Origin of the sequence: Aeromonas sp. 603079 (assembly GCF_049172135.1) — a bacterium.
GTDB lineage: Bacteria > Pseudomonadota > Gammaproteobacteria > Enterobacterales > Aeromonadaceae > Aeromonas > Aeromonas veronii.
In genome coordinates, this window is record NZ_JAAKPX010000022.1 from 66,490 (window position 1) to 91,775 (window position 25,286).

Annotated in this window: 23 protein-coding genes and 1 tRNA gene; 13 read left to right on the forward strand and 11 right to left on the reverse strand. The window is 58.9% G+C overall.

The window, feature by feature from the left end:
• Window positions 1–9: 9 nt before the first annotated feature.
• Both purN and purM read right to left on the reverse strand, forming a co-directional pair.
• Window positions 10–648, reverse strand: coding sequence for a phosphoribosylglycinamide formyltransferase (gene purN, locus G5287_RS16330; RefSeq protein ID WP_421231563.1), 639 nt, complete (start codon window positions 646–648; stop codon window positions 10–12).
• Window positions 645–1,682 carry a phosphoribosylformylglycinamidine cyclo-ligase gene (gene purM, locus G5287_RS16335; RefSeq protein ID WP_227340830.1) on the reverse strand — a complete coding sequence of 346 codons (1,038 nt, stop codon included), beginning with the start codon at window positions 1,680–1,682 and terminating at the stop codon, window positions 645–647. The genes purN and purM overlap by 4 nt, the downstream gene beginning before the upstream one ends.
• Window positions 1,683–1,858: 176 nt before the next feature.
• Between purM and upp the strand changes: the two genes are divergently transcribed.
• The 3 genes from upp (at window position 1,859) to hda (ending at window position 4,459) form a co-directional block, all read left to right on the forward strand.
• A complete protein-coding gene (upp, locus tag G5287_RS16340; RefSeq protein WP_005334115.1) occupies window positions 1,859–2,485 on the forward strand; it encodes a uracil phosphoribosyltransferase in 627 nt (208 codons plus the stop codon).
• Between the two features lie 150 nt (window positions 2,486–2,635).
• Complete coding sequence (locus tag G5287_RS16345; RefSeq protein WP_040066189.1) at window positions 2,636–3,655, forward strand: DUF2066 domain-containing protein; 1,020 nt, start codon at window positions 2,636–2,638, stop codon at window positions 3,653–3,655.
• A 102-nt stretch (window positions 3,656–3,757) separates the two neighbouring features.
• On the forward strand, window positions 3,758–4,459 hold the full coding sequence (gene hda / locus G5287_RS16350) for a DnaA inactivator Hda (protein WP_013723920.1): 702 nt from the start codon (window positions 3,758–3,760) through the stop codon (window positions 4,457–4,459).
• Window positions 4,460–4,564: 105 nt separating this feature from the next.
• On the opposite strand, the gene aceA is transcribed toward hda, so the two are convergent.
• The 4 genes from aceA to G5287_RS16370 form a co-directional block, all read right to left on the reverse strand.
• Entirely contained in the window at window positions 4,565–5,878 is a 1,314-nt protein-coding gene (aceA, locus tag G5287_RS16355; protein WP_005344572.1) for an isocitrate lyase, read from the reverse strand.
• A 73-nt stretch (window positions 5,879–5,951) separates the two neighbouring features.
• Window positions 5,952–7,559 (reverse strand): malate synthase A, encoded by a 1,608-nt coding sequence (gene aceB, locus G5287_RS16360; protein WP_421231564.1) that lies wholly within the window; start codon window positions 7,557–7,559, stop codon window positions 5,952–5,954.
• Between the two features lie 688 nt (window positions 7,560–8,247).
• Window positions 8,248–8,388 (reverse strand): hypothetical protein, encoded by a 141-nt coding sequence (locus tag G5287_RS16365; protein WP_005334106.1) that lies wholly within the window; start codon window positions 8,386–8,388, stop codon window positions 8,248–8,250.
• A gap of 223 nt (window positions 8,389–8,611) precedes the next feature.
• Window positions 8,612–8,688: transfer RNA gene (locus G5287_RS16370), tRNA-Pro, on the reverse strand.
• 249 nt (window positions 8,689–8,937) lie between these two features.
• Here G5287_RS16370 and tadA point away from each other — a divergent pair.
• The 9 genes from tadA (at window position 8,938) to G5287_RS16415 (ending at window position 20,060) form a co-directional block, all read left to right on the forward strand.
• Window positions 8,938–9,495, forward strand: coding sequence for a tRNA adenosine(34) deaminase TadA (tadA, locus tag G5287_RS16375; RefSeq protein ID WP_408082950.1), 558 nt, complete (start codon window positions 8,938–8,940; stop codon window positions 9,493–9,495).
• A gap of 204 nt (window positions 9,496–9,699) precedes the next feature.
• Window positions 9,700–11,937 carry an ABC transporter permease subunit gene (locus G5287_RS16380; RefSeq protein ID WP_227340827.1) on the forward strand — a complete coding sequence of 746 codons (2,238 nt, stop codon included), beginning with the start codon at window positions 9,700–9,702 and terminating at the stop codon, window positions 11,935–11,937.
• A gap of 32 nt (window positions 11,938–11,969) precedes the next feature.
• Entirely contained in the window at window positions 11,970–13,619 is a 1,650-nt protein-coding gene (pstA, locus tag G5287_RS16385) for a phosphate ABC transporter permease PstA (protein ID WP_042012620.1), read from the forward strand.
• A 133-nt stretch (window positions 13,620–13,752) separates the two neighbouring features.
• The gene (pstB, locus tag G5287_RS16390) at window positions 13,753–14,571 is read left to right on the forward strand and encodes a phosphate ABC transporter ATP-binding protein PstB (protein ID WP_005334102.1); all 819 of its coding nucleotides are present in this window, start codon (window positions 13,753–13,755) and stop codon (window positions 14,569–14,571) included.
• A gap of 85 nt (window positions 14,572–14,656) precedes the next feature.
• On the forward strand, window positions 14,657–15,367 hold the full coding sequence (gene phoU / locus G5287_RS16395) for a phosphate signaling complex protein PhoU (protein WP_005334097.1): 711 nt from the start codon (window positions 14,657–14,659) through the stop codon (window positions 15,365–15,367).
• A gap of 190 nt (window positions 15,368–15,557) precedes the next feature.
• Entirely contained in the window at window positions 15,558–16,877 is a 1,320-nt protein-coding gene (locus G5287_RS16400) for a hemolysin family protein (RefSeq protein WP_216954078.1), read from the forward strand.
• 19 nt (window positions 16,878–16,896) lie between these two features.
• Window positions 16,897–17,439: a hypothetical protein gene (locus G5287_RS16405; RefSeq protein ID WP_069555291.1), complete on the forward strand. Its 543-nt coding sequence runs from the start codon at window positions 16,897–16,899 to the stop codon at window positions 17,437–17,439.
• A 293-nt stretch (window positions 17,440–17,732) separates the two neighbouring features.
• Window positions 17,733–18,635: a homocysteine S-methyltransferase family protein gene (locus G5287_RS16410; RefSeq protein WP_227340826.1), complete on the forward strand. Its 903-nt coding sequence runs from the start codon at window positions 17,733–17,735 to the stop codon at window positions 18,633–18,635.
• Between the two features lie 9 nt (window positions 18,636–18,644).
• Window positions 18,645–20,060, forward strand: a complete 1,416-nt coding sequence (locus G5287_RS16415; RefSeq protein ID WP_421231565.1) for a basic amino acid/polyamine antiporter — start codon at window positions 18,645–18,647, stop codon at window positions 20,058–20,060.
• 111 nt (window positions 20,061–20,171) lie between these two features.
• Here the strand turns inward: G5287_RS16415 and G5287_RS16420 are convergent, their stop codons facing one another.
• Window positions 20,172–21,011: a sterol desaturase family protein gene (locus tag G5287_RS16420; RefSeq protein WP_319889271.1), complete on the reverse strand. Its 840-nt coding sequence runs from the start codon at window positions 21,009–21,011 to the stop codon at window positions 20,172–20,174.
• A gap of 168 nt (window positions 21,012–21,179) precedes the next feature.
• Between G5287_RS16420 and G5287_RS16425 the strand changes: the two genes are divergently transcribed.
• Window positions 21,180–21,971, forward strand: coding sequence for a substrate-binding periplasmic protein (locus tag G5287_RS16425; RefSeq protein WP_421231566.1), 792 nt, complete (start codon window positions 21,180–21,182; stop codon window positions 21,969–21,971).
• 107 nt (window positions 21,972–22,078) lie between these two features.
• Here the strand turns inward: G5287_RS16425 and G5287_RS16430 are convergent, their stop codons facing one another.
• From G5287_RS16430 to G5287_RS16445, 4 genes are all read right to left on the reverse strand, one after another.
• Window positions 22,079–22,822, reverse strand: a complete 744-nt coding sequence (locus G5287_RS16430; RefSeq protein WP_335851474.1) for an amino acid ABC transporter ATP-binding protein — start codon at window positions 22,820–22,822, stop codon at window positions 22,079–22,081.
• On the reverse strand, window positions 22,806–22,928 hold the full coding sequence (locus tag G5287_RS16435; RefSeq protein ID WP_005350727.1) for a hypothetical protein: 123 nt from the start codon (window positions 22,926–22,928) through the stop codon (window positions 22,806–22,808). The genes G5287_RS16430 and G5287_RS16435 overlap by 17 nt, the downstream gene beginning before the upstream one ends.
• Window positions 22,912–23,871, reverse strand: a complete 960-nt coding sequence (locus G5287_RS16440) for an amino acid ABC transporter permease (RefSeq protein ID WP_216977437.1) — start codon at window positions 23,869–23,871, stop codon at window positions 22,912–22,914. Before G5287_RS16440 ends, G5287_RS16435 begins: the two co-directional genes overlap by 17 nt.
• A 96-nt stretch (window positions 23,872–23,967) precedes the next feature.
• On the reverse strand, window positions 23,968–24,768 hold the full coding sequence (locus tag G5287_RS16445; RefSeq protein WP_162517391.1) for a transporter substrate-binding domain-containing protein: 801 nt from the start codon (window positions 24,766–24,768) through the stop codon (window positions 23,968–23,970).
• Window positions 24,769–25,286 lie beyond the last annotated feature (518 nt).

Sequence of the window (25,286 nt, forward strand, 5' to 3'; positions counted from 1 at the left end):
TGTTAGCTGTTACTCGCAGGCGTAACCAGCGGGGCCCAGCAGGGCGCCATCCAGTTGCACAGCGCCGTCCACCATCTGCAGCCTGCCTTCGCATAACCAGCGCACCACCAGCGGGTAGATTCTGTGCTCCTGCGCCTGCACCCGTGCTGCTACCTCGTCCGCAGTGTCCCCTTCAAAGATGGGGACGCGGGCCTGCAGGATCACCGGGCCCCCGTCCAGCTCTTCGGTCACGAAGTGGACGCTGGCGCCGTGTTCACTGTCACCGGCATCTATGGCGCGCTGGTGGGTGTGCAGGCCCTGATACTTGGGCAGCAGGGAGGGGTGAATATTGATCATCCGCCCGGCGAAATGGCGCACCAGATCGCCGCTCAATATCCGCATAAACCCGGCCAGCACCACCAAGTCCGGCTGATAGTCTGCCATCAGCGCCAGCAGGGCGGCGTCGTACTCCTCCCGGCTGGCAAACTGCTGCTGGGCCAGAATGGAGGTCGCCACCCCCGCTTCTTTGGCGCGAACCAGACCATAGGCATCGGCCTTGTTGCTGATGACGCCGACCACTTCACCGACAATCTTACCGCTTGCGCAGTGGTCGAGGATCGCCTGCAGATTGCTACCGCTGCCGGAGATTAGGACGAGGATCCGCATCATTTGATGACGACCTGCTCCTCACCGTCTGCTGCCTTGGCGATATGACCGATGTGCCATGCGTTCTCGCCTTCCGCTTTGAGCAGGGTCAGCGCCTTCTCCAGCTGATTGGCGGGCAGGGCGATGATCATGCCGACACCGCAGTTGAAGGTGCGATACATCTCGTGACGGGTGACGTTGCCAGCCTGCTGCAGCCAGCTGAACACAGCCGGCCACTGCCAGCTCTGCTCGTCGATCACCGCTTGAGTATTGGCAGGCAATACGCGGGGGATATTCTCCCAGAAGCCGCCACCTGTGATGTGGGAGAGGGCGTGGATCTCGCACTCCTTGATGAGCTTGAGCACAGGTTTCACATAGATGCGGGTCGGCTCCAGCAAGGCATCTGCGAGGGTGCGGTCACCCAGCGGCTGATGCACGTCGGCTTTGGAGACTTCCAGAATTTTACGGATCAGGGAGAAGCCGTTGGAGTGAGGGCCGCTGGCGGCCAGGGCGATCAGGGTATCCCCTTCACCGACCTTGCTACCGTCGATGATTTCGCTCTTCTCCACCACACCGACGCAGAAACCGGCGATGTCGTAGTCTTCCCCTTCATACATACCCGGCATCTCGGCGGTCTCGCCGCCCACCAGGGCACAGCCTGACTGCTCGCAACCGGCACCGATCCCGGTGACCACCGCGGCTGCGGTGTCCACGTCCAGCTTGCCGGTTGCATAGTAGTCGAGGAAGAACAGCGGCTCGGCGCCCTGTACGATCAGGTCATTGACGCACATGGCCACCAGATCGATGCCCACGGTGTCGTGCTTCTTCAGGTCGATGGCCAGCCGCAGCTTGGTGCCCACACCATCGGTACCGGAGACCAGTACCGGCTCCTTGTAGCCCGCAGGGATTTGACACAAGGCCCCAAAGCCGCCAAGACCACCAAGGACTTCAGGACGACGAGTGCGCTTTGACACGCCCTTGATACGTTCAACCAGTGCATTGCCGGCATCGATATCTACGCCAGCATCCTTGTAGCTCAGTGAGGTTTTGTCAGTCACGAGTATTCCCCGTCATGTAAAGAAGTGGAGGGTAAAATTCGGGGCGTATTCTAACAGTGGCGGTGAAAAACCAGAAAGGAAATCGTTTGCGCGTTTTTGCGCGGAAATGCTCTACAAGCGGTGGCTTTTGTTGTATGATTCCGCGATTTTTTTGCGGCAGGTTAGAGGAGATAATAATGAAAGTCGTTGAAGTCAAACACCCCCTGGTCAAACACAAGATCGGTCTGATGCGTGAAGGCGATATCAGCACCAAGCGTTTCCGTGAACTGGCCAAAGAAGTGGGCAGTTTGTTGACCTATGAAGCGACCTCTGACTTCGAAACCGAGAAGGTTATCATCGATGGCTGGAATGGGCCAGTAGAAGTTGACCAGATCAAAGGCAAGAAGGTAACCGTCGTACCTATCCTGCGTGCCGGCCTTGGCATGATGGATGGCGTGCTGGAGCACATGCCGAGCGCCCGCGTCAGCGTGGTCGGTATCTACCGCGATGAAGAGACCCTGCAACCGGTTCCCTATTTCGAGAAGATCGTCAGCAACATCGAAGAGCGTCTGGCGCTGGTCATCGATCCGATGCTGGCCACCGGTGGTTCCATGATCGCTACCATCGATCTGCTGAAGAAGAAAGGCTGCCAATCCATCAAGGTGCTGGTACTGGTTGCCGCGCCGGAAGGGATCAAGGCGCTGGAAGCCGCTCACCCCGACGTAGAGCTCTACTGCGCTTCTGTCGACCAGGGGCTGAACGAGAAAGGCTACATCGTGCCGGGTCTGGGCGATGCAGGCGACAAGATCTTCGGTACCAAATAAGTTTATGCCTTGACCTTCTTCCCATGTGGAAGGGGTGATCGGAGCCGGCGCATCGCCGGCTCTGCTGTTTGTGGCCGCTTGTGCCAGCCTTGCCGCAGGATGCGCCTTGCCGCTACCATAAGCACACTCTCCCATTTCGAGACTCTGTTCATGTTCAAACGTGTTGTGACCGCCCTCTGCTGCGGCTTGTCATTCATGGCCTCGGCCGCTCAGGTGACCGACCTCTATCAGGGCAAGGCCCCGACCAGTGGCGACATGGTGGCCGCTCAAGGGCAGGCACTGGGTCAGGTGCTGATCAAGGTCACCGGCAAGCGCGACATCCTCACCCAGCCGGTGGTGGTCAAGGCGCTGGCGGCCCCGGGCGACTATGTCAAAAGCTATGGCTATCAGGATCAGGACTCCGTCAAGTATCTGAAAGCCGAGTTCAAGAGTGACAAGGTCAACAGCCTGGTCTCCGAGAGCCAGTTTGCCCTGCTTGGCCCGGCTCGTCCCCAAATGGCCATCTGGCTGGTGGTGGATCAGGGGGAGCGCCGTCTGCTGGCGGATCAATCCAGCGATGGTTGGGCGCAAGCCTTGCGCGAGCAGGCCCAGACGCTGGGGCTACCCATCAGCATTCCGCTGATGGATCTCGATGACAACATGGCGGTCAGTGCCACCGATGTCTGGGGCCGCTTTGCCGACCCGATTTTGCAGGCAAGCCAGCGCTATGGCGCCGAGATGGTGGTGTTGGGCAAGCTGACACCGGAAGGTGACAAGTGGAGCATCGATTGGGGACTCTACGGCCCCAAAGCGGCCGGTGAAGTGACCGAGCTGACCCGTGGCAATAGCACCGGCACTCAGGCCGAAGTGGCGCAAGGGTTTGCCGATACCCTGGCGGCCTGGCTGGTGAAAAACTACGGTGCCCGCATTTCTGGTCCGGCAACCAGCCAGACCCTGGTGGTAGATGGCCTCTCCGAAGTGGACAGCATGATCGCCGTGCAGAAGATGCTGCAGGGGATGGCCAACGTCAGCAAGGTGGCGATCGGCAAGCTGGAGGGGGACCAGGTCACCTTCAACTTCACCCTGCAAGGGGAGCAGGCCGAGCTGGTACGGGCGCTGCAGCTTGAGAGTCGTTTGCGCAAGGTTGACGATAATGGCAGCGGTTTGCGTTACCAATGGTCGCAGCCCTGATGTTATAAGGCTTTTGTCTACCGCCCGGCTTGTCCGGGCGGTTCTCTATCTGCCATTGCGATGGTACACTTAGCCACAAATGTCACAGTCAAAGCCCAACGAGTGAAGCAACCGGCCCAACTGTCTTTAGCCGTACAACTACCGGATGATGAAACCTTCGTCAGTTTTTATCCCGGCAACAATGCTCATCTGATCACCGCCCTCAAAAACGCGGCCATCGGTCAGGGATCACCTTTCCTCTATTTCTGGGGAGCCAAGGGATCCGGACGCTCTCATCTGCTCCACGCCACCTGTGCCGAGGTCAACGCCCGCGATGCGGCGGCGGCCTATCTCTCCCTCGATCAATTTGAACAGCTCGATCCCAGCATGCTCGATGCCCTCGAAAGCCTGCCGCTGGTCTGTCTCGACAGTCTCGAGGCGATCGCCGGCAATGCCGTGTGGGAGCGGGCGCTGTTCGACTTCTACAATCGCTGGCAGGAGAAGGGCGAGGGGACGTTGGTTGTCACAGGTTGCAGCGCACCGCGCAAACTGGGGCTGCAACTGCCGGATCTCGCCTCGCGCTTGGATTGGGGGGTGAGTTTCCATCTCGAAGAGCTGGATGATGAAGGCAAGCTCAGTGCCCTGCAGCTGCGTGCCGAGCTGCGGGGCTTCAAATTGCCCATCGATGTGGGCCGCTTCCTGCTCAACCGACTCTCCCGCGATATGCGCACCCTGCTCACCACCCTCAATCAGCTCGACAACGCCTCATTTCGCGCCAAGCGCAAGCTGACCATTCCCTTTGTCAAAGAGATCCTCGAGCTCTGATCCTCTCTGCGGTGTGCGGTTGTGGCCTGACTTTCGTTTGAATGGCAGATAAAAAGAAACCCCGGCATCAGGCCGGGGTTTTGCTATTTCAAGGCAGCTCTCTTATTAGTGGAACTGATCTTCTTCGGTGGAGCCGGTCAGTGCGGTCACCGAGGATTGGCCACCCTGAATGACGGTGGTCACCTTGTCGAAGTAACCGGTACCAACCTCCTGCTGGTGTGCCACGAAGGTGTAGCCACGGCTGGCGGCGGCAAATTCCGGCTCCTGCACCATCTCGACGTAGTGCTTCATCCCTTCGCCACGGGCGTACTGGTAGGCCAGCTCGTACATGTGGAACCACATGTTGTGGATACCCGCGAGGGTGATGAACTGGTACTTGTAGCCCATGTCGGAGAGCTCCTGCTGGAAGCGGGCGATGGTGGCATCGTCCAGATTCTTCTTCCAGTTGAAGCTCGGGGAGCAGTTGTAGGCCAGGATGCGGTCCGGGAACTTGGCCTTGATTGCTTCGGCAAATTTACGCGCTTCGTCCAGATCCGGCTTGGCGGTTTCACACCACACCATGTCGGCGTAGGGGGCGTAAGCCAGACCGCGAGCGATGGCCTGATCGATACCGGCACGCACCTTGTAGAACCCTTCGGCAGTGCGCTCGCCAGTCAGGAAGTCTGCATCGTATGGGTCGGCGTCGGTGGTCAACAGGTCAGCGGCATTGGCGTCGGTACGGGCGATCACCAGGGTGGTGGTGCCGCACACATCGGCTGCCAGACGGGCTGCAACCAGCTTCTGCACCGCTTCCTGAGTCGGTACCAGCACCTTGCCGCCCATATGGCCGCATTTTTTCACCGATGCCAGCTGATCTTCGAAGTGCACGCCAGCGGCGCCGGCTTCAATCATCCCCTTCATCAGTTCGAAGGCGTTAAGCACGCCACCGAAACCGGCTTCCGCATCGGCCACGATCGGCAGGAAGTAGTCGATAAAGCCCTCATCCTGCGGCCCAACCTTGTTGGCCCACTGGATCTGGTCGGCGCGGGCGAAGGAGTTGTTGATGCGCTCCACCACGGACGGTACCGAGTTGGCCGGGTAGAGGGACTGATCCGGATACATGGTGGAGGACAAGTTGTTGTCCGCCGCCACCTGCCAGCCGGAGAGGTAGATCGCCTCGATCCCCGCCTTGGCTTGCTGTACTGCCTGACCACCGGTCAGGGCACCGAGGCAGTTGACATAACCTTTCTTGGCGTCGCCGTGGATCAGACCCCACAGCTTGTCGGCACCACGCTGGGCCAGGGTGTGCACCGGCTGCAAGCTGCCGCGCAGATTCACCACATCTTCGGCGCTGTAGCCGCGCTTGATCCCTTTCCAGCGGGGGTTTTCCGCCCAGTCTTTCTCGATAGCCTGGATCTGTTGCTCACGGGTCAGTGCCATATCAGTTCCCTCTTTCATTGATTTCACGTTTCCATTGACTTGTTATTGGCGAGCCCCGCCCGGGGCCCGGAGTTCAGAGCCGCTCGTAACCGGGCAGCGTCAGAAAATCGATCAGGGTATCGGCGCAGGTGATCTCTTCCATCAGCTCGCTCGCCTCGGCAAAGCGCCCCGCCTGCCAGCGCTCGGCACCCACCTCGGCTTTGACCACCTCCTGCTCCTCGGCCAGCATCTGGCGGAACAGATCCTTGGTCACCACCTTGCCGTTGGCGAGGCTCTTGCCGTGGCGGATCCACTGCCAGATGGAGGTGCGGGAGATCTCGGCAGTGGCGGCATCTTCCATCAGACCGTAGATGGGCACGCAGCCGTTGCCGTTGATCCAGGCCTCCAGATATTGCAGGGCGACCCGGATATTGGTGCGCATGCCGGCCTCGGTGCGCTCGCCCTCACAGGGGGCCAGCAGGTCGGCGGCAGTGATGGGGGCATCCTGCTCGCGCAGTACGCCGATCTGGTTCTTGGCGCCAGCCTTAATGGTGGCGTTGAACACCGCCATGGCGATATCAGCGAGGCCAGGGTGGGCGACCCAGGTACCGTCGTGGCCGTTGTTGGCTTCGCGCTCCTTGTCGGCCTTGACCTTGGCGAAGACCTGCTCGTTGACGGCCGCGTCCTTGGCCGGAATAAAGGCTGCCATACCGCCCATCGCCAGCGCACCGCGCTTGTGACAGGTCTTGATCAGCAGCCGCGAGTAGGCGGAGAGGAACGGCTTGTCCATGGTCACCACCTGACGATCAGGCAGTACCCGATCCGGATGGTTCTTCAAGGTTTTGATATAGCTGAAGATGTAGTCCCAGCGGCCGCAGTTCAGCGCAACGATGTGATCCTTCATCTGATAGAGCAGCTCATCCATCTCGAATACGGCTGGCAGGGTTTCAATCAGCACGGTGGCCTTGATGGTGCCACGTGGCAGACCGAACTTGTCCTCGGTCCAGGCGAACACCTCGCTCCACCAGCGCCCTTCCAGATGGCTCTGCAGCTTGGGTACGTAGAAGTAGGGGCCGGAGCCTTTGGCCAACAACGCCTGATAGTTGTGCAGGAAGTAGAGAGCAAAATCGAACAGGCCGCCGGGAATGGGCTCGCCATCGAAGGTGACATGTTTTTCTGGCAGGTGCAGACCGCGAACCCGGCAGATGAGGACGGCCGGATCGGCGTTCAGGGTATAAGCCTTTCCTTCCGGACTGGTGTAAGAGATGGTGCCGTTGACCGCATCGCGCAGGTTGATTTGGCCCTCGATCACCTTATTCCAGGCGGGAGCTAGTGAATCCTCGAAATCCGCCATGAACACCTTGACGTTGGCGTTGAGGGCGTTGATCACCATCTTGCGCTCGACCGGGCCGGTGATCTCCACACGGCGGTCTTGCAGGTCGGCAGGAATGCCGCGAATGGTCCAGTCACCTTCACGGATGTGGGCGGTTTCCGGCAGGAAGTCCGGCAGCTCGCCGCCATCGATACGGGCCTGGCGTGCCACACGTTGTTTCAGCAATTCCCCTCTTTGGGGAGCAAAACGTTCCACCAGTTCGGAGACCAGAGCCACCGCGTCCGGCGTCAGAATTTGCGCGTATTCGGGCAGCATCTCGCCCTGGATGCGAAGGCGGGCGCTGCAGTGGGTCTGAGCCGGTGCCGACATAAGTTTCACTCCTTTGAGAATTACATTTTGAACTTACTAACTACGACTAAAGTCGAATCCCTGTTCCTGAAACGTTCCCGCAACAACGGGGTAACACGATTGATAAGGTGCGAAATATTGTTGAGTGCGTCAACAGTTTTTTTTAAACACCTGTTTTTTGGATATGGTTAAGTTGATGTTTTTTATTGTTTTATTGGGTTGGTGTAAAAGCTCTACACAGATGGTTATGCTCCTGCTTTTTCCCTTCGGACAACGGCTAATTTGGGCCGTTACCCTGACCCTCATTTTGTAACTTATTACGCAATAAAATTACAAATGCAAAAACAAATCCCGACCTAACTCCAGGCTTTGCCAAAACAGCCGTATAAAGCGCGTTTGAATGTGGCAATGAATGTTTTGCTAATGCTAGACCTGATTGGTGAACGTTCGTTTTAAACTTGGTGTGGTGATGCAGGCTCTGTTGGCACCAGCGGTTGCAGCGATGGAAAGTGAAGCGCAATAACGTAGGTTTGTATCAGTTGTCGGGGGCAATGCCGGAGAGAGAAGGGGGAGACACATCAGTCAATAATACTGCCATCCTTGATAGAATTAGCAGTTTGTCGTTTTTTGCAGATTTCTCGCCAAGGGCCTGAAACGGAGAGCGTTGAACAGGCGATGTGCCGGTGATTGAACAGCCATCTGACCGTGCTCAATAGTCATCATCCGGTTCGGCCAGATCGATCACATCCAGCTGGATGACCTGTTCATTTTCGCTTTCGGTGTGGCAAGGGGTGTCGTGAGGAACGGAATAAAGCGTAATGGCGGGTGCGAAATCGGTGTTCTGGTTCATGCCTGGTCCTGTGTTGCACGCAAGCCGGACAGTGATCCCTTCACTCGTGTTTCCACCTCCCTGTGTTGTCTACCGGCGGAAAGTTGCGCATCTTAATGAGTTCGGCAAAAAGATTCAAGTGGTTCTGAGTGTTTTTTGTGCTTGATAGGTAGGCATCGTCAGGAAGATAAATCGGAGGCAAAAAAATAGCCCAGTCGTTTGACTGGGCTATTCTCGGGGAATATGGTCGGTGTGAGAGGATTCGAACCTCCGACCCTCTACACCCCATGCAGATGCGCTACCTGGCTGCGCTACACACCGACGGAGTCAGACTCGGCTGACGGGGAGGAAGTCTAATAGCATGGCCAAACGGGTGCAACTCCTTTTTTATCATAGAGATGCCGATTGCTTCTTTATTGCTCAGTCGGGATGCGGCTTGGGTCTGACGTGCAGATTTGGCATAATCGCCGCCCTGTCAGCGATGCTAATCATGCCTGCTATCTATGGAATTATCTGACAGGTGTGGGTCGCGGGAATGCAAACGGCACAATTGAACAATATAAAGAGGGGATGGGCGTGAAACCATCAGAGGTCCCAGAAATACCGAGTCAGGCACAGAGTCAGATCGAGCAGGACGAACAGTGGATGCGCCATGCCATGGCATTGGCCGCTCGGGCCGAAGGGATTGGCGAGATCCCGGTCGGTGCCGTACTGGTGCTGGATGGTCAGGTGGTGGGAGAGGGGTGGAACCGCTCCATCAGCGAACACGATGCCTGTGCCCATGCCGAGGTGATGGCAATTCGGGCGGCGGGCCAGCAGCTGGCGAACTACCGCCTGCTCGACACCACACTTTATGTGACGCTGGAACCCTGCTGCATGTGTGCCGGTGCGCTGATCCATAGCCGGGTCAAGCGGGTGGTTTACGGCGCACGTGATCTCAAGACCGGTGCTGCGGGGTCTGTGTTCGAGATCTTGCAGGACCCGCGCCACAACCACAGTGTCGAGCTGACCGGCGGTGTGCTGGCCGATGCCTGCTCGGCCCAGTTGTCGGCCTTCTTCAAGCGTCGCCGCGCCGAGAAAAAGGCGGCCAAACTGGCGCTGCAACAATCAAACGATGCCCTTTCCTGAATCATTTGGGGGCAGCACAGGCTGCCCTTGCTGATTATTCTCACAAATATCTCTTTATAAACAATATATTGTGTTCACTTTCCCTCGAAAGGACCCCCGCCCATTTTTCCACTAGCAACCTCGGTTAAAGCGCTCTCGATGTAACAAAACTGTCATGCAACCGCCATATAATGCCGCCAAGCCTAGCTTACATTGAGGTCTTGCATGTCATCGGAATCGTTAAACCTGGTCATGGCGGGCAGTAGAAAACGCCGGATCAAGGATAAATTGGCCAAATATGGCGTCACCACAGGCGGAGCCCTGGTACTGGTGGCGCTGCTGCTTATCTTCTTTTATCTGCTCTATGTGGTGAAACCCATCTTCAATGGCGCCTCCATGGAGCCAACTGCCTCATTTACTCTGCCTGCAGCAGGGAAGACCGCCTGGCTCGGCGTGGAAGAGCAGAACGAGATCGGCTATCGCTTCAGCGATAAAGGACTGGTCAACTTCTTCGCGGTGCAGGGAGATGACAAGATCAAGGTCGGGCAATCCCTTGGTCATGCTGAGGTCACCGGTGATGTCACTGCGGTGGCGCCACCGTCCCCTGGTCAGAAGCTGATCGCCTACGGTTTCGCCGATGGCAAGGCGCAGGTCGTCCAGCCTGCGTTCAAGGTCTCCTATCCCAACGATGTGCGGGTGATCGAACCCAGTCTGCAATATCCCTTTGGCGAGGAGCCGGTAGTGGTCGATCCGCAGGGCAAAGCGCTCAGTGCCATGGTGTTTGAGGCCACCAAGGACAAGATGGCGACCGCCGCCGTGACCGAAGATGGTCGTGGCGTACTGATGGTGATGAGCGGTGAGGAGAACTTCCTCTCCGGCGAGATTGAGTGGAGCAGTGAGAACTACACCATTCCGTCCCTGCCGCGCCATGTGGATCAGATGCTTTTGACCCCCAATCTGCGGATCCTCTTTGTGCGGGAAGGCAATCGTCTCTCTGTCTATGACATTCATGACCTGAGCAATATATCCGTGCGCAACGTGCTGGAGATCAATGCGCCAGATGCCAACGTGACCCGGGTCGAGCTGCTCTCCGGTGCCTCCTCCCTGCTGGTGGGCAACGACAACGGCATCATCTCCCAGTGGTTTGAAGTGGCAAAAGATGGCAAACGCCAGTTCACTCAGATCCGTGACTTCAAGGGCGATGGCGCGGTGGATCTTCTGACCCCCGAGCACTATCGCAAAGCCTTCATCAGTGCCGACAAGGACGGCATCATCAGCTTCTTCCACGCCACTGGCGAGACCAAGCTGCTGACCGAGACGGTGGAAGGGGGTGAACTCTCTGCTCTGGCCATCTCCCCCCGTCACAACCTGTTGCTGATGCAGCAAGGGGAGACCTTCAAGCTTTTCTCGGTGGAGAACGATCACCCCGAGGTGACCTGGTCGGCCCTGTGGCAAAAGGTATGGTATGAAGGGTATCCGGAGCCCCAGTATGTGTGGCAATCCACCTCCGCCAGCAACGACTTTGAAGCCAAGCTGAGCCTGGTGCCACTGGTATTCGGTACGCTGAAAGCCTCTTTCTACGCCATGGTGTTTGCGGTGCCGCTCGGTGTCGCCGGTGCTATCTATACCGCCTACTTCATGTCGGCGGGGCTGCGCAAATACGTCAAACCGACGGTGGAGATCATGGCGGCGTTGCCGACCGTTATCCTGGGCTTCCTGGCGGGTCTGTGGCTGGCGCCCATCATAGAGGGGGCGCTGCCCGGGGTGATCCTGCTGTTGATCCTGCTGCCGATGGGGATGCTGTTGACCGCACTGGTCTGGAACTACCTGCCGGAGCGTGGCAAGTCCTGGCTGCCGGAGGGATGGCACGCCATCCTGCTTATTCCAGTGCTGCTGCTGATTGGCTGGGGGGCCTTCGCCCTGAGCCCGCTCATCGAGAATGCCTTTATGCACGGTGATTCGCGCATCTGGCTGACCCACGAAATGGGTATCAAGTTTGACCAGCGCAATTCGCTGGTGGTCGGTATCGCCATGGGCTTTGCGGTCATCCCCACCATCTTCTCCATCGCCGAAGATGCGGTCTTCTCGGTGCCCAAGCACCTGACCCAGGGCTCGCTGGCGTTGGGGGCTACCCCGTGGCAGACCCTGAGCCGAGTGGTGATCCTCACTGCCAGCCCGGGCATCTTCTCGGCGGTGATGATGGGCCTTGGCCGTGCCGTGGGCGAAACCATGATCGTACTGATGGCTACCGGCAACACCCCCATCATGGACTTCTCCATGTTCCAGGGGCTGCGTACTCTGGCCGCCAACATTGCGGTGGAGATGCCGGAGTCGGAAGTGGGCAGCTCCCACTATCGGGTATTGTTCCTCGCGGCCTTCGTCCTGTTTGTGTTCACCTTTATGTTCAACACCCTGGCCGAGTTTGTCCGTCAGCGGTTGCGTGAAAAATACAGCTCGATGTAAGGGGCGGCTCTGTAATGGACAAGGAATCGACAATGGGTAAGTGGTTTAAATCAGGGGCCCCCTGGATCTGGATGACCGGCGGAGCCGTCAGCCTGAGTCTGGTGGCGGTACTGGGTCTGCTGCTGCTGATCGGATGGCGTGGTCTGGTCTACTTCTGGCCGCACCCCATCTATGAGTGGCAGCTGGAGGACGCCAGCGGCAACAAGAGCGTGCTGATCGGCGAGATCAACGATCGCGAGCTGGTGCCGGTGGAGCGACTGCGCGCCGCAGGTCTGCCGCTGGAGGGGGAAGAGCGCGAGCTGCTGACCCGCTATCTGGTCAAGACCGGCAACCGTGAGTTCGTCGACCTCGATTTTCGCTGGGTATTGGAGACGGACATCAAGTCCCAGAGCCAGCCAGCCGAGCTGGCCATGGTTGAGCGTGCCACCAACGGTAACTTCTACGGTTATATCGTCGGGGTAAAAGAGGATGGCCGCGAGCTGACTTCGGATCTGCATCCTGCCCTGCAGCGGGTGCTGGCGAGAGCCAATGCCCTCTCCGAACAGGCCAACGATCTGCAAAAAGGGGACATCGGCAGCATCAACTATCAGCTGGAGCGGCTGCGCCTGAAAGAGCGCAAGGCCGAGCTGGAAGAGAAGCTGACCGATCAGCTGAAAGCTCAGCTGGAGCGTGAACGTCAGGCCCTTAACGATCGTTATCAGGTGCTGGAAAAAGAGCTCTTCTCACTGCGCAGTCAGGCTGACCGGGACAGCATCACCGTCAAGGATATGCGTGGCGAGCTGGTGACCATGCCCATGTCCAGGGTACTGGATGTGGTATGGCCCAACGACATGAGCCTGCTGGCCAAGGTGGGTCACTGGTTCCACCAGATCGGCAAGTTTGTATCCGACGATCCCCGTGAGGCGAACACCGAGGGCGGCGTCTTCCCGGCCATCTTCGGCACCGTCTTCATGGTGTTCCTGATGGCGATCATCGTGACCCCGCTCGGCGTGGTGGCGGCGGTCTACCTGCACGAGTACGCAGGCAAGAACAGCCTGACCAAGATCATCCGCATCGCGGTGATCAATCTGGCGGGCGTGCCCTCCATCGTCTACGGCGTGTTTGGTCTGGGCTTCTTCGTCTACACGCTCGGTGGCTCGCTGGATCAGCTGTTCTACCCGGAAGCGCTGCCGAGCCCGACCTTTGGTTCACCTGGCGTGATCTGGTCGGCGCTGACCCTGGCCATCCTGACCCTGCCGGTGGTGATCGTCTCCACCGAAGAGGGGCTGGCGCGGATCCCGAGCACCATCCGTCAGGGCTCGTTGGCACTGGGCGCCACCCAGGCCGAGACCCTGTGGCGCATCGTGCTGCCGATGGCGAGCCCGGCCATCATGACCGGCCTTATTCTGGCGATCGCCCGTGCAGCCGGTGAAGTGGCGCCGCTGATGCTGGTGGGGGTGGTGAAACTGGCACCGACTCTGCCGATGGATGGCAACTTCCCGTATCTGCATGTGGAGCGCAAGTTCATGCACCTGGGCTTCCACATCTATGACGTCGGCTTCCAGAGCCCCAACGTCGAGGCGGCCCGCCCGCTGGTCTACGCCACCTCCTTCCTGCTGGTGACGGTGATCGTGGGTCTGAACCTGACCGCTATCGGTATTCGTAACCACTTGCGCGAGAAATTCCGGTCGCTGGAGCATTAATCCGGCGCCGCATGAGTGATACAAGAGTGAGATAACAGAGGGGCGGCCGAGCGCGAGCCGCCATCTCTCTGCACCAATACGTGGGGGGCGCCGGCAGCAGTCCGGCCACTCCAGATAGATTTTGAGGTAACAGATGATCAACGTAACGACCACGTCTACCCAGCACACCGCGCTGGACCTGCTCAACCTGACCCCGGAGCAGACCGCGCTGGAGGTGAAGGATCTCAACCTGTACTACGGCAGCAAGCAGGCGCTGTTCAACGTCAACATGAAGATCCCCAAAGGGCAGGTAACCGCCTTCATCGGCCCGTCAGGCTGTGGCAAATCGACCCTGCTGCGCTGCATCAACCGGATGAACGATCTGGTGGAGATCTGCCGCATCGAGGGGGAAATCCAACTGCACGGCCACAACATCTATGACAAGAGCGTTGATGTTTCCGCCCTGCGCCGTCAGGTGGGCATGGTGTTCCAGCGCCCGAACCCGTTCCCCAAGTCCATCTACGAGAACGTGGTCTATGGTCTGCGCCTGCAGGGGATCAACGATCGTCGCACTCTGGATGAAGCTGCCGAGCGCTCCCTGCGCGGTGCGGCCCTGTGGGACGAGGTGAAGGATCGTCTGCACGACAACGCCTTCGGTCTCTCCGGTGGTCAGCAGCAGCGTCTGGTGATTGCCCGTGCCATTGCCATCGAGCCGGAAGTGTTGCTGCTCGATGAACCGACCTCGGCGCTCGACCCCATCTCCACCCTCACCATCGAGGAGCTGATCAACGAGCTCAAGAGCCAGTTCACCGTGGTGATCGTGACCCACAACATGCAACAGGCTGCGCGCGTGTCGGATCAGACCGCCTTCATGTATATGGGCGAGCTTATCGAGTACTCGGATACCAACACCATTTTCACCACCCCGGCCAAGAAAAAGACCGAAGATTACATTACCGGTCGTTACGGCTAAGGAGAGGAGAGGATGAATCTCAGCAAACAGATTGGCAGTCGGTTCAACGGCTAAGGCATAATCGGAGCAATCAAGGATTATTTGTATGGACAATATGAACCTCAATAAACACATCTCCGGTCAATTCAATGCCGAGCTAGAGAGCGTGCGCAACCAGGTGCTGGTGATGGGCGGTCTGGTAGAGCAGCAGCTCACCGACGCCATTGCGGCGATCCACGATCAGGATCTCGATGCGGCGCGCAAGATCGTGGCCAACGACCACAAGGTCAACGCGATGGAAGTGGCGATCGACGAGGAGTGCACCCGCATCATCGCCAAGCGTCAGCCGACAGCCTCCGACCTGCGACTGGTGATGGCCATCATCAAGACCATCACCGATCTGGAGCGCATTGGCGACGTGGCCGACAAGATCGCCCGCATGCTGACCGACAACGCCAACAAGCCGCAGCCGCCGCTGGTGTCGCTGGAGAACATGGGCCGTCGTACCATCAAGATGCTGCACGATGTGCTCGACGCTTTCGCCCGCATGGATCTGGATGCGGCGCTGGCGGTCTACAAGGAAGATGACAAGGTAGACCGCGAGTACGAGTCCATCATCCGCGAGCTGATGACCTATATGATGGAAGATCCCCGCACCATCCCCCAGGTGCTCAACGTCCTGTGGGCGGCGCGTGCCATCGAGCGGGTCGGCGATCGCTGCCAGCACATCTGCGAGTACATCGTCTACTACGTGAAAGGCAAGGATGTACGCCACACCAAGGCGGACGATCTGGGCACCTTGCTGGGCAAGGGCTAACCGGAAGTGAATAAAAAGGCGCGTGAAGCGCCTTTTTTGTTGCATAACTGGTCGGAGTAAGATAAAGCCCCCAACTGGCTGTTTTCTGATAGAATACTCCCCCTGTGTGAGTCCCGGATGGGCTCACGGTCCGGTCTCCCGGGCCCAGTTTGCCGTCTTGTGCTAAGGCGGGTGTAGCAATAGGTTAATCATGAGTTTTGCCGATAGTTTGTTCTTTTTAATGCTGCTGGTTGGCGGCAGTGTGTTCTTCTCCCTCTCCGAGATCTCTCTCGCCGCGTCTCGCAAAATCAAATTGCAGGTGATGGCGGATGAAGGTAATCGCCAGGCCGAAAAGGTGCTGGCCCTGCAGGCCCAGCCGGGCAACTTTTTCACCGTGGTGCAGATTGGCCTCAATACCGTCGCCATTCTGGGTGGTATCCTGGGTGAGTCTGCCCTCAACCCCGCCATCAAGGGGATTGTCTCCCAGTTCTACCAGGGACCCTGGCTTGGCGAGATCAGCTCTGGTGCGTCCTTCGTGTTCGTCACCGGTATGTTTATCCTGATCGCCGATCTGATGCCCAAGCGTCTGGCCATGATCATGCCCGAGCAGATTGCCGTGGTGGTGGTGCGCCCCATGCTCTTCTTCGTCACCCTGCTGATGCCGCTGGTATGGATTTTCAATGGTCTGGCCAATACCCTGTTTCGCCTGATGCGCATTTCTACAGAGCGCAACGACGAGATCACCTCCGATGATATCTATGCGGTAATGGATGCCGGTGCCGAGGCTGGAGTTATCCAGCGCGAGGAGCATCAACTCATCGAGAACGTGTTCGAACTGCAGTCACTCTGCGTCACCTCCGCCATGACGGCTCGCGAGAGCCTCATCTACTTCACCCTGCAAGAGGATGAAGAGGACATCAAGGCGAAGATCGCCGAACACCCCCACAACAAGTTTCTGGTCTGTGACCACAACCTCGACAGCATCAAGGGCTTTGTCGATGCCAAGGAGCTGCTGATCCGCGTCATCAGCGGCCAGAGCATCGATCTCAACAGCGGCTCGCTGGTACAAAACGTCATCATCATTCCCGATACCCTGAACCTCTATGAGGCGATGGAGTACTTCAAAAATCATCGTGGCGACTTTGCCGTGGTGATGAACGAGTACGCGCTGGTGGTGGGGATCGTCACCATGAACGACCTGATGAGCACCGTCATGGGCGAGTGGGCGACCCACGTGGTGGAAGAGCAGATCGTCCAGCGGGACGAGAACTCCTGGCTGGTGGACGGGGTGACCCCGATCTCAGACGTGATGCGCGCCTTCGATATAGAAGAGTTTCCGGACGATCAGAACTACGAGACCATCGCCGGTTTCATCATGTATATGCTGCGCAAGATCCCCAAGCGCACTGACTCGGTCAAATATGCCGGTTACAAGTTCGAAGTGGTGGATATCGACAGTTACAAGATCGATCAGCTGCTGGTTACCCGGGTCGAGCCGGTGGTGGCCGAGAAGCCAGCTCAGGAATCGTAAAAGGAGCGACATAAAAGTCATGAAGATGCAGTCTCATTCCCGTGCGCTGGCCTGTGTCGCGCTCGCCCTGGCACTGGGTGCCTGTAGCCAGAGCGCGCCGCGCAAAGCCACAGTGGCAGCCAAGCCGGTTGCCCCCAAGCCCGCGGTGGTCGTGCCGCAGCCGGATCCCGATGCGGTGGTGCAAAGCGGCATGGCCGAGCCGAGCCCGGTCTTTGATGAGCAGTACCATGGCCCGGATCAGGGGTCGCTGGAGTCGGTGACCGCCCTGTTTGCCCGTGGCTACATCGAGTCGGCTATGCGCGAGACCATGCTGGCGGCGGTGCACAACGACTATCCGCTGCTCGGCATGCGGGATGTGCGGTTGACCGATCCGGTCTCCAAATTCCTCACCTCCGAGCATGCGGCCACCACGGCCCATGACTACCTATATGCAGGCGTACAGCGTCGCCTCGGTCGTCCGCTCAGCCCTGCCCAGTGGGAGCAGATCTGGCGCGGTTTGCCGCAGCAGGGTCGGGTCTCCGACTGGGTCAAACAGATTAAGCGAGTGCTGGCCGGGCGTTAAGTCGCCAGCGGATCAAGATAGTGATGAGGCCACCTTTGGGTGGCCTCTTGCATTTCTGCGTTTGCCTCGCCGTTTGCACGCTGATTTCTGCTGATACTGATTGCCGCCCGTGGCACTTTGTTTTATCTTACTTTGGCCATCTAAACATCTATATGTTTAGATGGCTACATAATAAAAGGGCTTCCCAGGATGAAGCGGGACGATCTGCAGCGATTCGATGCGAAACCGCAGATCAACAAAACAAACAGATAAATACGCAAATAAACAACGCACATAACTAAGAGACACGACAGATGGAAACCAGGGAATTGTGGGTGCTGGATGGGGGTATGGGGCGCGAGCTGGCACGGCGGGGTGCACCGTTTCGTCAGCCGGAGTGGTCGGCGCTGGCCCTGATGGAGGCGCCAGAGACGGTGCGCGACGTGCATCAGGCCTATGTGGCGAGCGGAGCCCGGGTCATTACTACCAATAGCTATGCGCTGGTGCCGTTTCATATCGGCGATGAGCGTTTCTTTGCCGACGGGGAGGGGCTGGCAGCGCTGGCCGGACAACTGGCCCGTGAGGTGGCTGACGCGCAGAAGGGCGCCGTGCAGGTGGCGGGCTCTCTGCCGCCGCTGTTTGGCTCCTACCGTGCCGACCTGTTCAAGGCGGACAAGGTGAGCGAGCTGGCGACGCCGCTTATCCGCGCGCTATCCCCTTATGTGGATATCTGGTTGGCCGAGACCATGAGCCTGATTGCCGAGCCACTGGCCCTGAAAGCGCTGCTGCCTGACGATGGCAAGCCGTTCTGGGCCTCCTTCACGCTGGAAGATGAGGCGCCGGGCAACGAGCCGCGACTGCGTTCCGGCGAGCGGGTGGCTGATGCGGTTACCGCACTGGTGGCGGCCGGAGTCGATGCCATCCTGTTCAATTGCTGTCAGCCCGAGGTGATCGAGGGGGCCCTCGAGGTTGCTCGCGCCCGATTGCAGGCGCTGGGCCGCGCTGACATTCGCCTCGGTGCCTATGCCAACGCCTTCCCGCCGCAACCCAAGGAGGCCACCGCCAACGACGGGCTGGACGAGATCCGCGCCGATCTGGGGCCGCTGGATTATCTCGGCTGGGCCGAGCGCTGGCGTGCGGCCGGGGCGAATTTGATCGGCGGTTGCTGCGGTATCGGCCCCGAGCATATTCAGGCGCTGAGCAGCCGGCTGCGCTAAGGAGTCCCCATGAAAGAGAACAAGATTGGGCTCTGGTCTCTCACCGCGCTGGTGTTCAGCTCCATGGTGGGGGCGGGGATTTTTAGCCTGCCCCAGAACATGGCCGAGGTGGCTGGCGCCCGCGCCGTGCTGATCGGCTGGGGCGTGACGGGTGTGGGCATCCTGGCGCTCGCCATGAGTTTTCTCTATCTGTCGCGGTTAAGGCCCGATCTCGACGGCGGCATCTACAGCTACGCCCGCGCCGGTTTTGGCGATCTGGTGGGCTTCTTCTCCGCCTGGGGGTACTGGCTCTGCGCCACCATCGGCGTGGTGGGTTATCTGGTGATCGCCTTTGCGGCGCTGGGCAGCTTCGTCGATACCCCGGAGCAGGTCTGGTTTGGTGAGGGAAACACGCTGGCAGCGTTTGTCGGCGAGTCCTGCATCCTTTGGGCGGTGCACCTGCTGGTGGCCCGCGGCGTGCAGCAGGCGGCGCTATTCAATCTGGTGGCGACCCTGGCCAAGAGCCTGCCGCTGCTGCTGTTTATCCTGTTTGCCTGCTACTGGTTCGATCCGGTCACTTTCGCGGCGGATCAGCAGGGCAGTAGCCTGGCGGTACCGGTCTCCGAGCAGGTGCGCAACACCATGCTCATCACCCTCTGGGTCTTCACCGGTATCGAGGGGGCTGCGGTGCTGTCGGCTAGGGCGAGAAACAAGCGGGATGTGGGTACCGCCACTGTGCTTGGTGTGGTGCTGGCGCTGCTGCTCTATGTGCTTATCTCGGTGCTGGCGCTCGGAATATTGAGTCGGCCCGAGCTGGCAGCGCTACCCAACCCCTCCATGGCAGGGCTGATGGCCCAGATGACCGGCTCCTGGGGCAAGCTGCTCATCAGCGTCGGCCTTATCGTCTCGGTGCTTGCCTCCTACGTGAGCTGGACCCTCTTCTCGGCGGAGGTACCGTTCAGCGCGGCCCGACACGGTGCGTTTCCCGCCATCTTCCGGCGCCAGAACCGCAATGGGACGCCTATCGCATCGCTCTGGCTCACCAGCCTGACGGTGCAGACTTGCCTGCTGCTGGTATGGCTGCTCGGCAAGGGCTACACCAGTCTGCTGCTTATATCGACCTCGATGATTTTGGTGCCTTACCTGCTGATCGGTTTGTTTCTGCTCAAGCTCTCGTTCAGCAGGATGGGTGAGAGCGTGCAAGGCCGGGGCCTGATGCGGGCGGTGGCGCTGGTGTCGAGCGGTTACGGCTTCTGGCTGCTCTATGCCGCCGGGGTGGAGTATCTGCTGCTGTCGTTGTTGCTCTACGGGCCGGGTCTGCTGCTGTTTCTCTACAGCCGCCGTCAGCTAGGAGCGGATCTGCGCCTGAGCGGCCGCGAGCGATGGCTGGCCGGAGTGACCTTGCTGAGCCTGATCCCCGCCGTCTGGTCGTTCGCCCATCTCTGATATCGAAGAGGTGACTGAGCATAAAAGAGAGCGCCACAGTGGCGCTCTCTTGTTATCAGGGACTGGTTATCAGGGGCTTGCTATCCGGGAGTTGCTATTCGATGCGAAGGCTCAGCGGCTGGCTGGTCCGGCCGGTTTGCCAAACAGCACTGCGAGCTTTTGTCGCCAGGGTAGGCCACGGGCGTCACGCAGCATGTCGCGCCACTCATGGAAGGTGAGAGTGAGGGGGTTGAAGCTGTGGATAGGCTTGGTGATGCCGAAGCGGCACGGCTCGGCCGGGTCTTCTTCCACAAAGGTGCCAAACAGACGATCCCAGATGATCAGCACCCCGGCGAAGTTGCGGTCTATGTATTTGGCGTTGCTGGCGTGGTGCACCCTGTGGTGGGAGGGGGTGTTGAAGATCCACTCAAGCCAGCCGAGCTTGCCCACCACCTGGGTGTGGACGAAAAACTGGAAGCCCAGGCTCAGCAGCACGGTGGCGACCACCGCCTCGGGCGGGAAGCCGATGACAATCATCGGGATCCAGAACAGCCACATGCCGGAGATGGGGTACATCAGGCTCTGGCGAAAGGCGGTGGAGAGGTTGAGCCGCTCCGAGCTGTGGTGCACCACGTGGGAGGCCCACAGCCAGCGCACATGGTGGCTGGTGAAGTGGAACAGCCAGTAACAGAGATCCTGCAACAGGAACAGCAGTAGCACACTCCAGAGATTCAGCTCGATATCGAACAGTCGCCAGCCCCAGAGGGTGTCATACAGATAAGCAATGGCGATGGCCGCCAGCGCATCGCCCCCCTGATGCATCAGGGCCAGGGCGGCGTTGGCGAACAGATCCCGCCACTGGTAGGTAGCGGTGGGAAAGGCCGCGCCATGTTTGCGCAGGTAGAGCATCTCCCAGCCGATAAAGGCCAGAAAAACCGGTGAGAGGTAGAGCAGAAGCAGTTGCACATCCATATGCGGCCATCCATTCAGAGCAATTGCTCTCCAGCATAAAGGATGGTTTTAATATTTCATTAACATTTTTCAGCCAACGAAGAGATGGCATGAAATATGGCTCGGCAGCAGAGGAAGGCGCAGTGGATGGCTATGCTTGATGCAGGCTTTTTCAGGAGGTGCTGGCTTATGCGCGTCTGGTGTTGCTTGTTGCTGGGGTTGTGCATGATGGCGCACGCCAAGACCCGGGTCGAGATCTTGGCTGATGCCGCCTATCCCCCCTACTCCTGGCAGGAAGGGGATGAGGTCAGGGGGATCTATGCCGACATCATCCGTGAGGTGACCTCTGCCATGCCTGACTATGAGGTGGTGCTCAAGCCCATGCCGTGGCGGCGCGGTCTGAGCATGGTGGAGCAGGGGGCCGCCTTCGCTATTTTTCCACCTTACTACATGCCCGATACCCGCCCTTATATGTGGCCCTACTCCCAGCCGATGCTGGATGAAGAGCTGGTGGTGATGTGCGGCGCCAGTGTGGCGGCCAATACCCCGCAGGCTAGGTTTCCGCTCGACTATCACGGTTTGCGTTTTGGCATGAACGCCGGTTTTGCCGTCGGCGGCGATGCCTTCTGGCAGGCGGTAAAAGAGAAGCAGATCGACGTGGAGGAGGTGAAAAGCAATCGGGAGAACCTGCTCAAGATTGTCCGCGGCCGGGTCGATTGCACCATCAATGATCGCCTCTCCCTGCTCTATGAGTTACTCAACATGATAAAGGCCGATCAGCTGGCGGTGGCCGATATGTCCCTGCTCAAACAGGGGCCGGTGCTCAGCAAGGAGCAGGGGTTTCTCGGCTATAGCCGCAAGGGGGAGTACCCCTACAAACAGGCCTTTATCGACCAGTTTGACAAGGAGCTCTATCAGCTCAAAAAACGTGACGGGGTGAAAGTGATCGTGGAGCGCTATCTGGGAAAGTCCCCGCGCTGAGCCGATGAGAGGGGCACTCGGGTTCAGCTGGGTTAAGCCTTCTCAGCGTGACACACAAGAAGAGGGACCTTGCGGTCCCTCTTCGTTTATCCAGCAGAGCATGTTGGCTACAGCACCTGACTGAGGAACTGGCGCAGGCGTGGGGAGGGGGGATTGTCGAAGAAGTCGGCCGGTTTTTCATCTACCAGCAGTTCGCCACTCTCCATAAAGAGCACCCGATCCGCTACCTCGCGGGCAAAGCCCATCTCGTGGGTCACCACCACCATGGTCATTCCTTCGCGGGCCAGCCCCTTCATCACATCCAGCACTTCCCCCACCATTTCGGGGTCGAGCGCACTGGTGGGCTCGTCAAACAGCATGATGCGTGGCTGCATGGCGAGCGCCCGGGCGATGGCCACCCGCTGTTGCTGACCGCCGGAGAGTTGGGAGGGATAGCTGGCCGCTTTCACCGACAGCCCCACTTTCAGCAGCAGCGCCTTGGCTCTGTCTTCGGCCTCACGGCGCGACAGGCCACGCACCTTCTGCGGGGCGAGGCAGATATTATCCAGCACCGTCAGGTGGGGAAAGAGGTTGAAGGACTGAAACACCATGCCCACCTCTTCCCGCAGCTTGTTGACATCGCCCGGCTCGGTCAGGCAGATGCCGTCGACTACTATGTTGCCGTCGTTGATGGTCTCCAGCTGGTTGAGGGTGCGCAGGAAGGTGGACTTGCCCGAGCCACTGGGGCCGACGATCACCACCACTTCCCCTTCGGCCACCTGGGTGCTGACCTTTTTCAGGGCGTGCACTTCGCAGCCGTAGAACTTCTCTACGCCGGTCGCTTTGATGATGGGATCAGTTGCTGCGCGCATATTTCACCTCCAGAAAACGAACCGGGAAGGCGAAGAGGGTGTCGGTGATGGCTGCACTTCTCGACGCCTGTTGCACCTTGATGATGGGATCAGTTGCTGCGTGCATATTTCACCTCGAGACGGCGTACCAGAAAAGAGAGGGTGCCGGTGAGCACCAGATAGAGCAGGGCCACGGTGAACCATACCTCGAACGGGCTGAAGGTGGAGCTCACCACCTCGCGCCCCGCCTTGGTCAGATCGGTGATGGAGATGACCGAGACCAGCGAGGAGTCCTTGATCAGGTTGATGAACTGGCCCGCCAGCGGTGGCAGTACCCGCTTGAACGCCTGCGGCAGAATGACATAGCGCATGGTCTGGGCGGAGGTCATACCCAGGCTGCGGCCCGCCTCCATCTGCCCCTTGTGGATGGAGCTGATACCGGCGCGGACGATCTCCGCCACATAGGCGCCGGTAAAGACCGCCAGTGCCGCGACCCCGGCGGTGAAGCGGTCGAGGTTCAGCACGGTGCCGATAAAGAAGTAGACGATGAAGATCTGCACCAGCAGCGGCGTGCCGCGGATGAGCTCAACGTAGGTGACCGCCAGATTGCGCAGGGCGGGATTGGGGGAGAGGCGCGCCAGCCCGGCCAGGGTGCCGAGCAGGATGGCGAAGATGCCTGCTACCAGCGAGAGCTTGACGGTGACCCAGACGCCCCAGGCGATGGGGCCTGCGGTCCAGCTCAGTTGGGTGTCGAGGGTATCGCCACGAAAAACGGTATCCCCTTCGGCGACTTGTACGCCAGTGCTGGCGATGGCTTGCCGCACATTGGGGTCGAGATCGTCTTGCAGGAACAGCTTGCCCTTCTCGGCCTCGCTGGTGCCCGCTATCACGGTGCCGTCAAATTCGGCCAGATTCTTCTGCTCCGCCTGATAGGCGATGTATTGGGGAATGCGTTCCCAGCGCCAGGTGTAATCCACTGACTGGACAGCCTTGTAGATGCCGAATACGGCAACCAGCAGCATCAGCAGGAAAACCCCATGCCAGAGCAGCTGATTGGGCTGTTTTTCCATCTGTCTTGTCGGTTTGGGTGTGTGCACAGTCACAACCTCTTCTCGTTATTGTGTGGGGTGTTGCGAGAGGGGGCGGCAAGGCGCCCCCTTTTGAGGTTATTTGAGCTGGTTCAGCCAGGCGTTGGATTCGAACCACTTCTTGTAGAGACGGTCGTAGCTGCCATCGCCCTTGATCTGGCGCAGGTAGTTGTTGAACCAGTTGAGGGTGTCCTGATCCCCTTTGCGGATGGCCCAGGCCAGCGGCTCGAAGGTGAACGGCTTGTCGAGGTGCACCACGGCGCCCTGATTCTGGGAGGCGAAAATAGCGTTGTAGGGCAGGTCATAGACGAACGCATCGACCTTGCCGTTGATCACTTCCAGCTTGGCGTCATCCTGGGTTTCAAACTGCAGCAGGGTGGCTTTGGGGATCAGGCGCTTGACTGCCTGCTCGCCGGTGGTGCCGAGCTTGACCGCGATCTTGTATTTCGGGTCGTTGAGGTCGCTGAAGGATTTGATTTCGCCCGCCTTCTCTTTGCGCAGGACTATGGTCTGGCCGACCACGATGTAGGGATCGGCAAAGTTGACCCGCAGGTTGCGCTGGGGAGTGACGGTCATGCCGCCCATGATGACGTCGAACTTGTTGGTCAGCAGCGCCGGAATGATGCCATCCCAGGCGGTGTTGACGAACTCGACCTTCACGCCCATCTCTTTGGCGACCATCTTGGCGAGATCCACATCAAAGCCGATGTATTGGCCCTGCTTGTTGGTCATCTCGAAGGGTTGATAGCCGGCATCAAAGCCGACTCGCAGCACGCCGCGTTCGAGCACGGCATCCAGGGTGGAGGTAGGGGCTGGGGTCGGGGCCGCCGTGGCGATCCCGCAAAACAGCAGGGTAGAAAGAATCAGTTTTTTGATCATAAGTGACGTCTCTGTCGGTGGTGTGTTCGGCCTTGAACCTGATCCCGTGCGACTCCGTGGCACAAGAGACTGCTGCATCCGGCAACAGGCAAGACAGGATGAATGTCTTGAGCGGGACAAAAGCCCCATATGAGATGCTATGAATAGTGGTTGAGTGAAAAATGTACCAAAAACAGATTGTGTCAGAAGACTCAACAGGTTAGAGACATTTATTGCTCATGGCTTCATTCATAAAATCACACGAAAACAACATATCTATCTAATTGAGTGGGTTCAAGCCCAAATTATCCCCAAGACATTTTGTTACAAAGCCAGGGCGCCGCTTGCGGCTCTTATTGTGCTATCGGGCTCCGTAAGAGGCTTTTTATGGGGCTGATACGAATACGCATTGGTGGGATATCACGCTCATTGCGCTGTTTGTCAGCAAACGAACGGGCTTTATTATGGCTATGTCCCAATTACGTGTTGCATGGGGCGCCCCAGGGCCTCATACAAACACACTTTGATATTTACGCCTT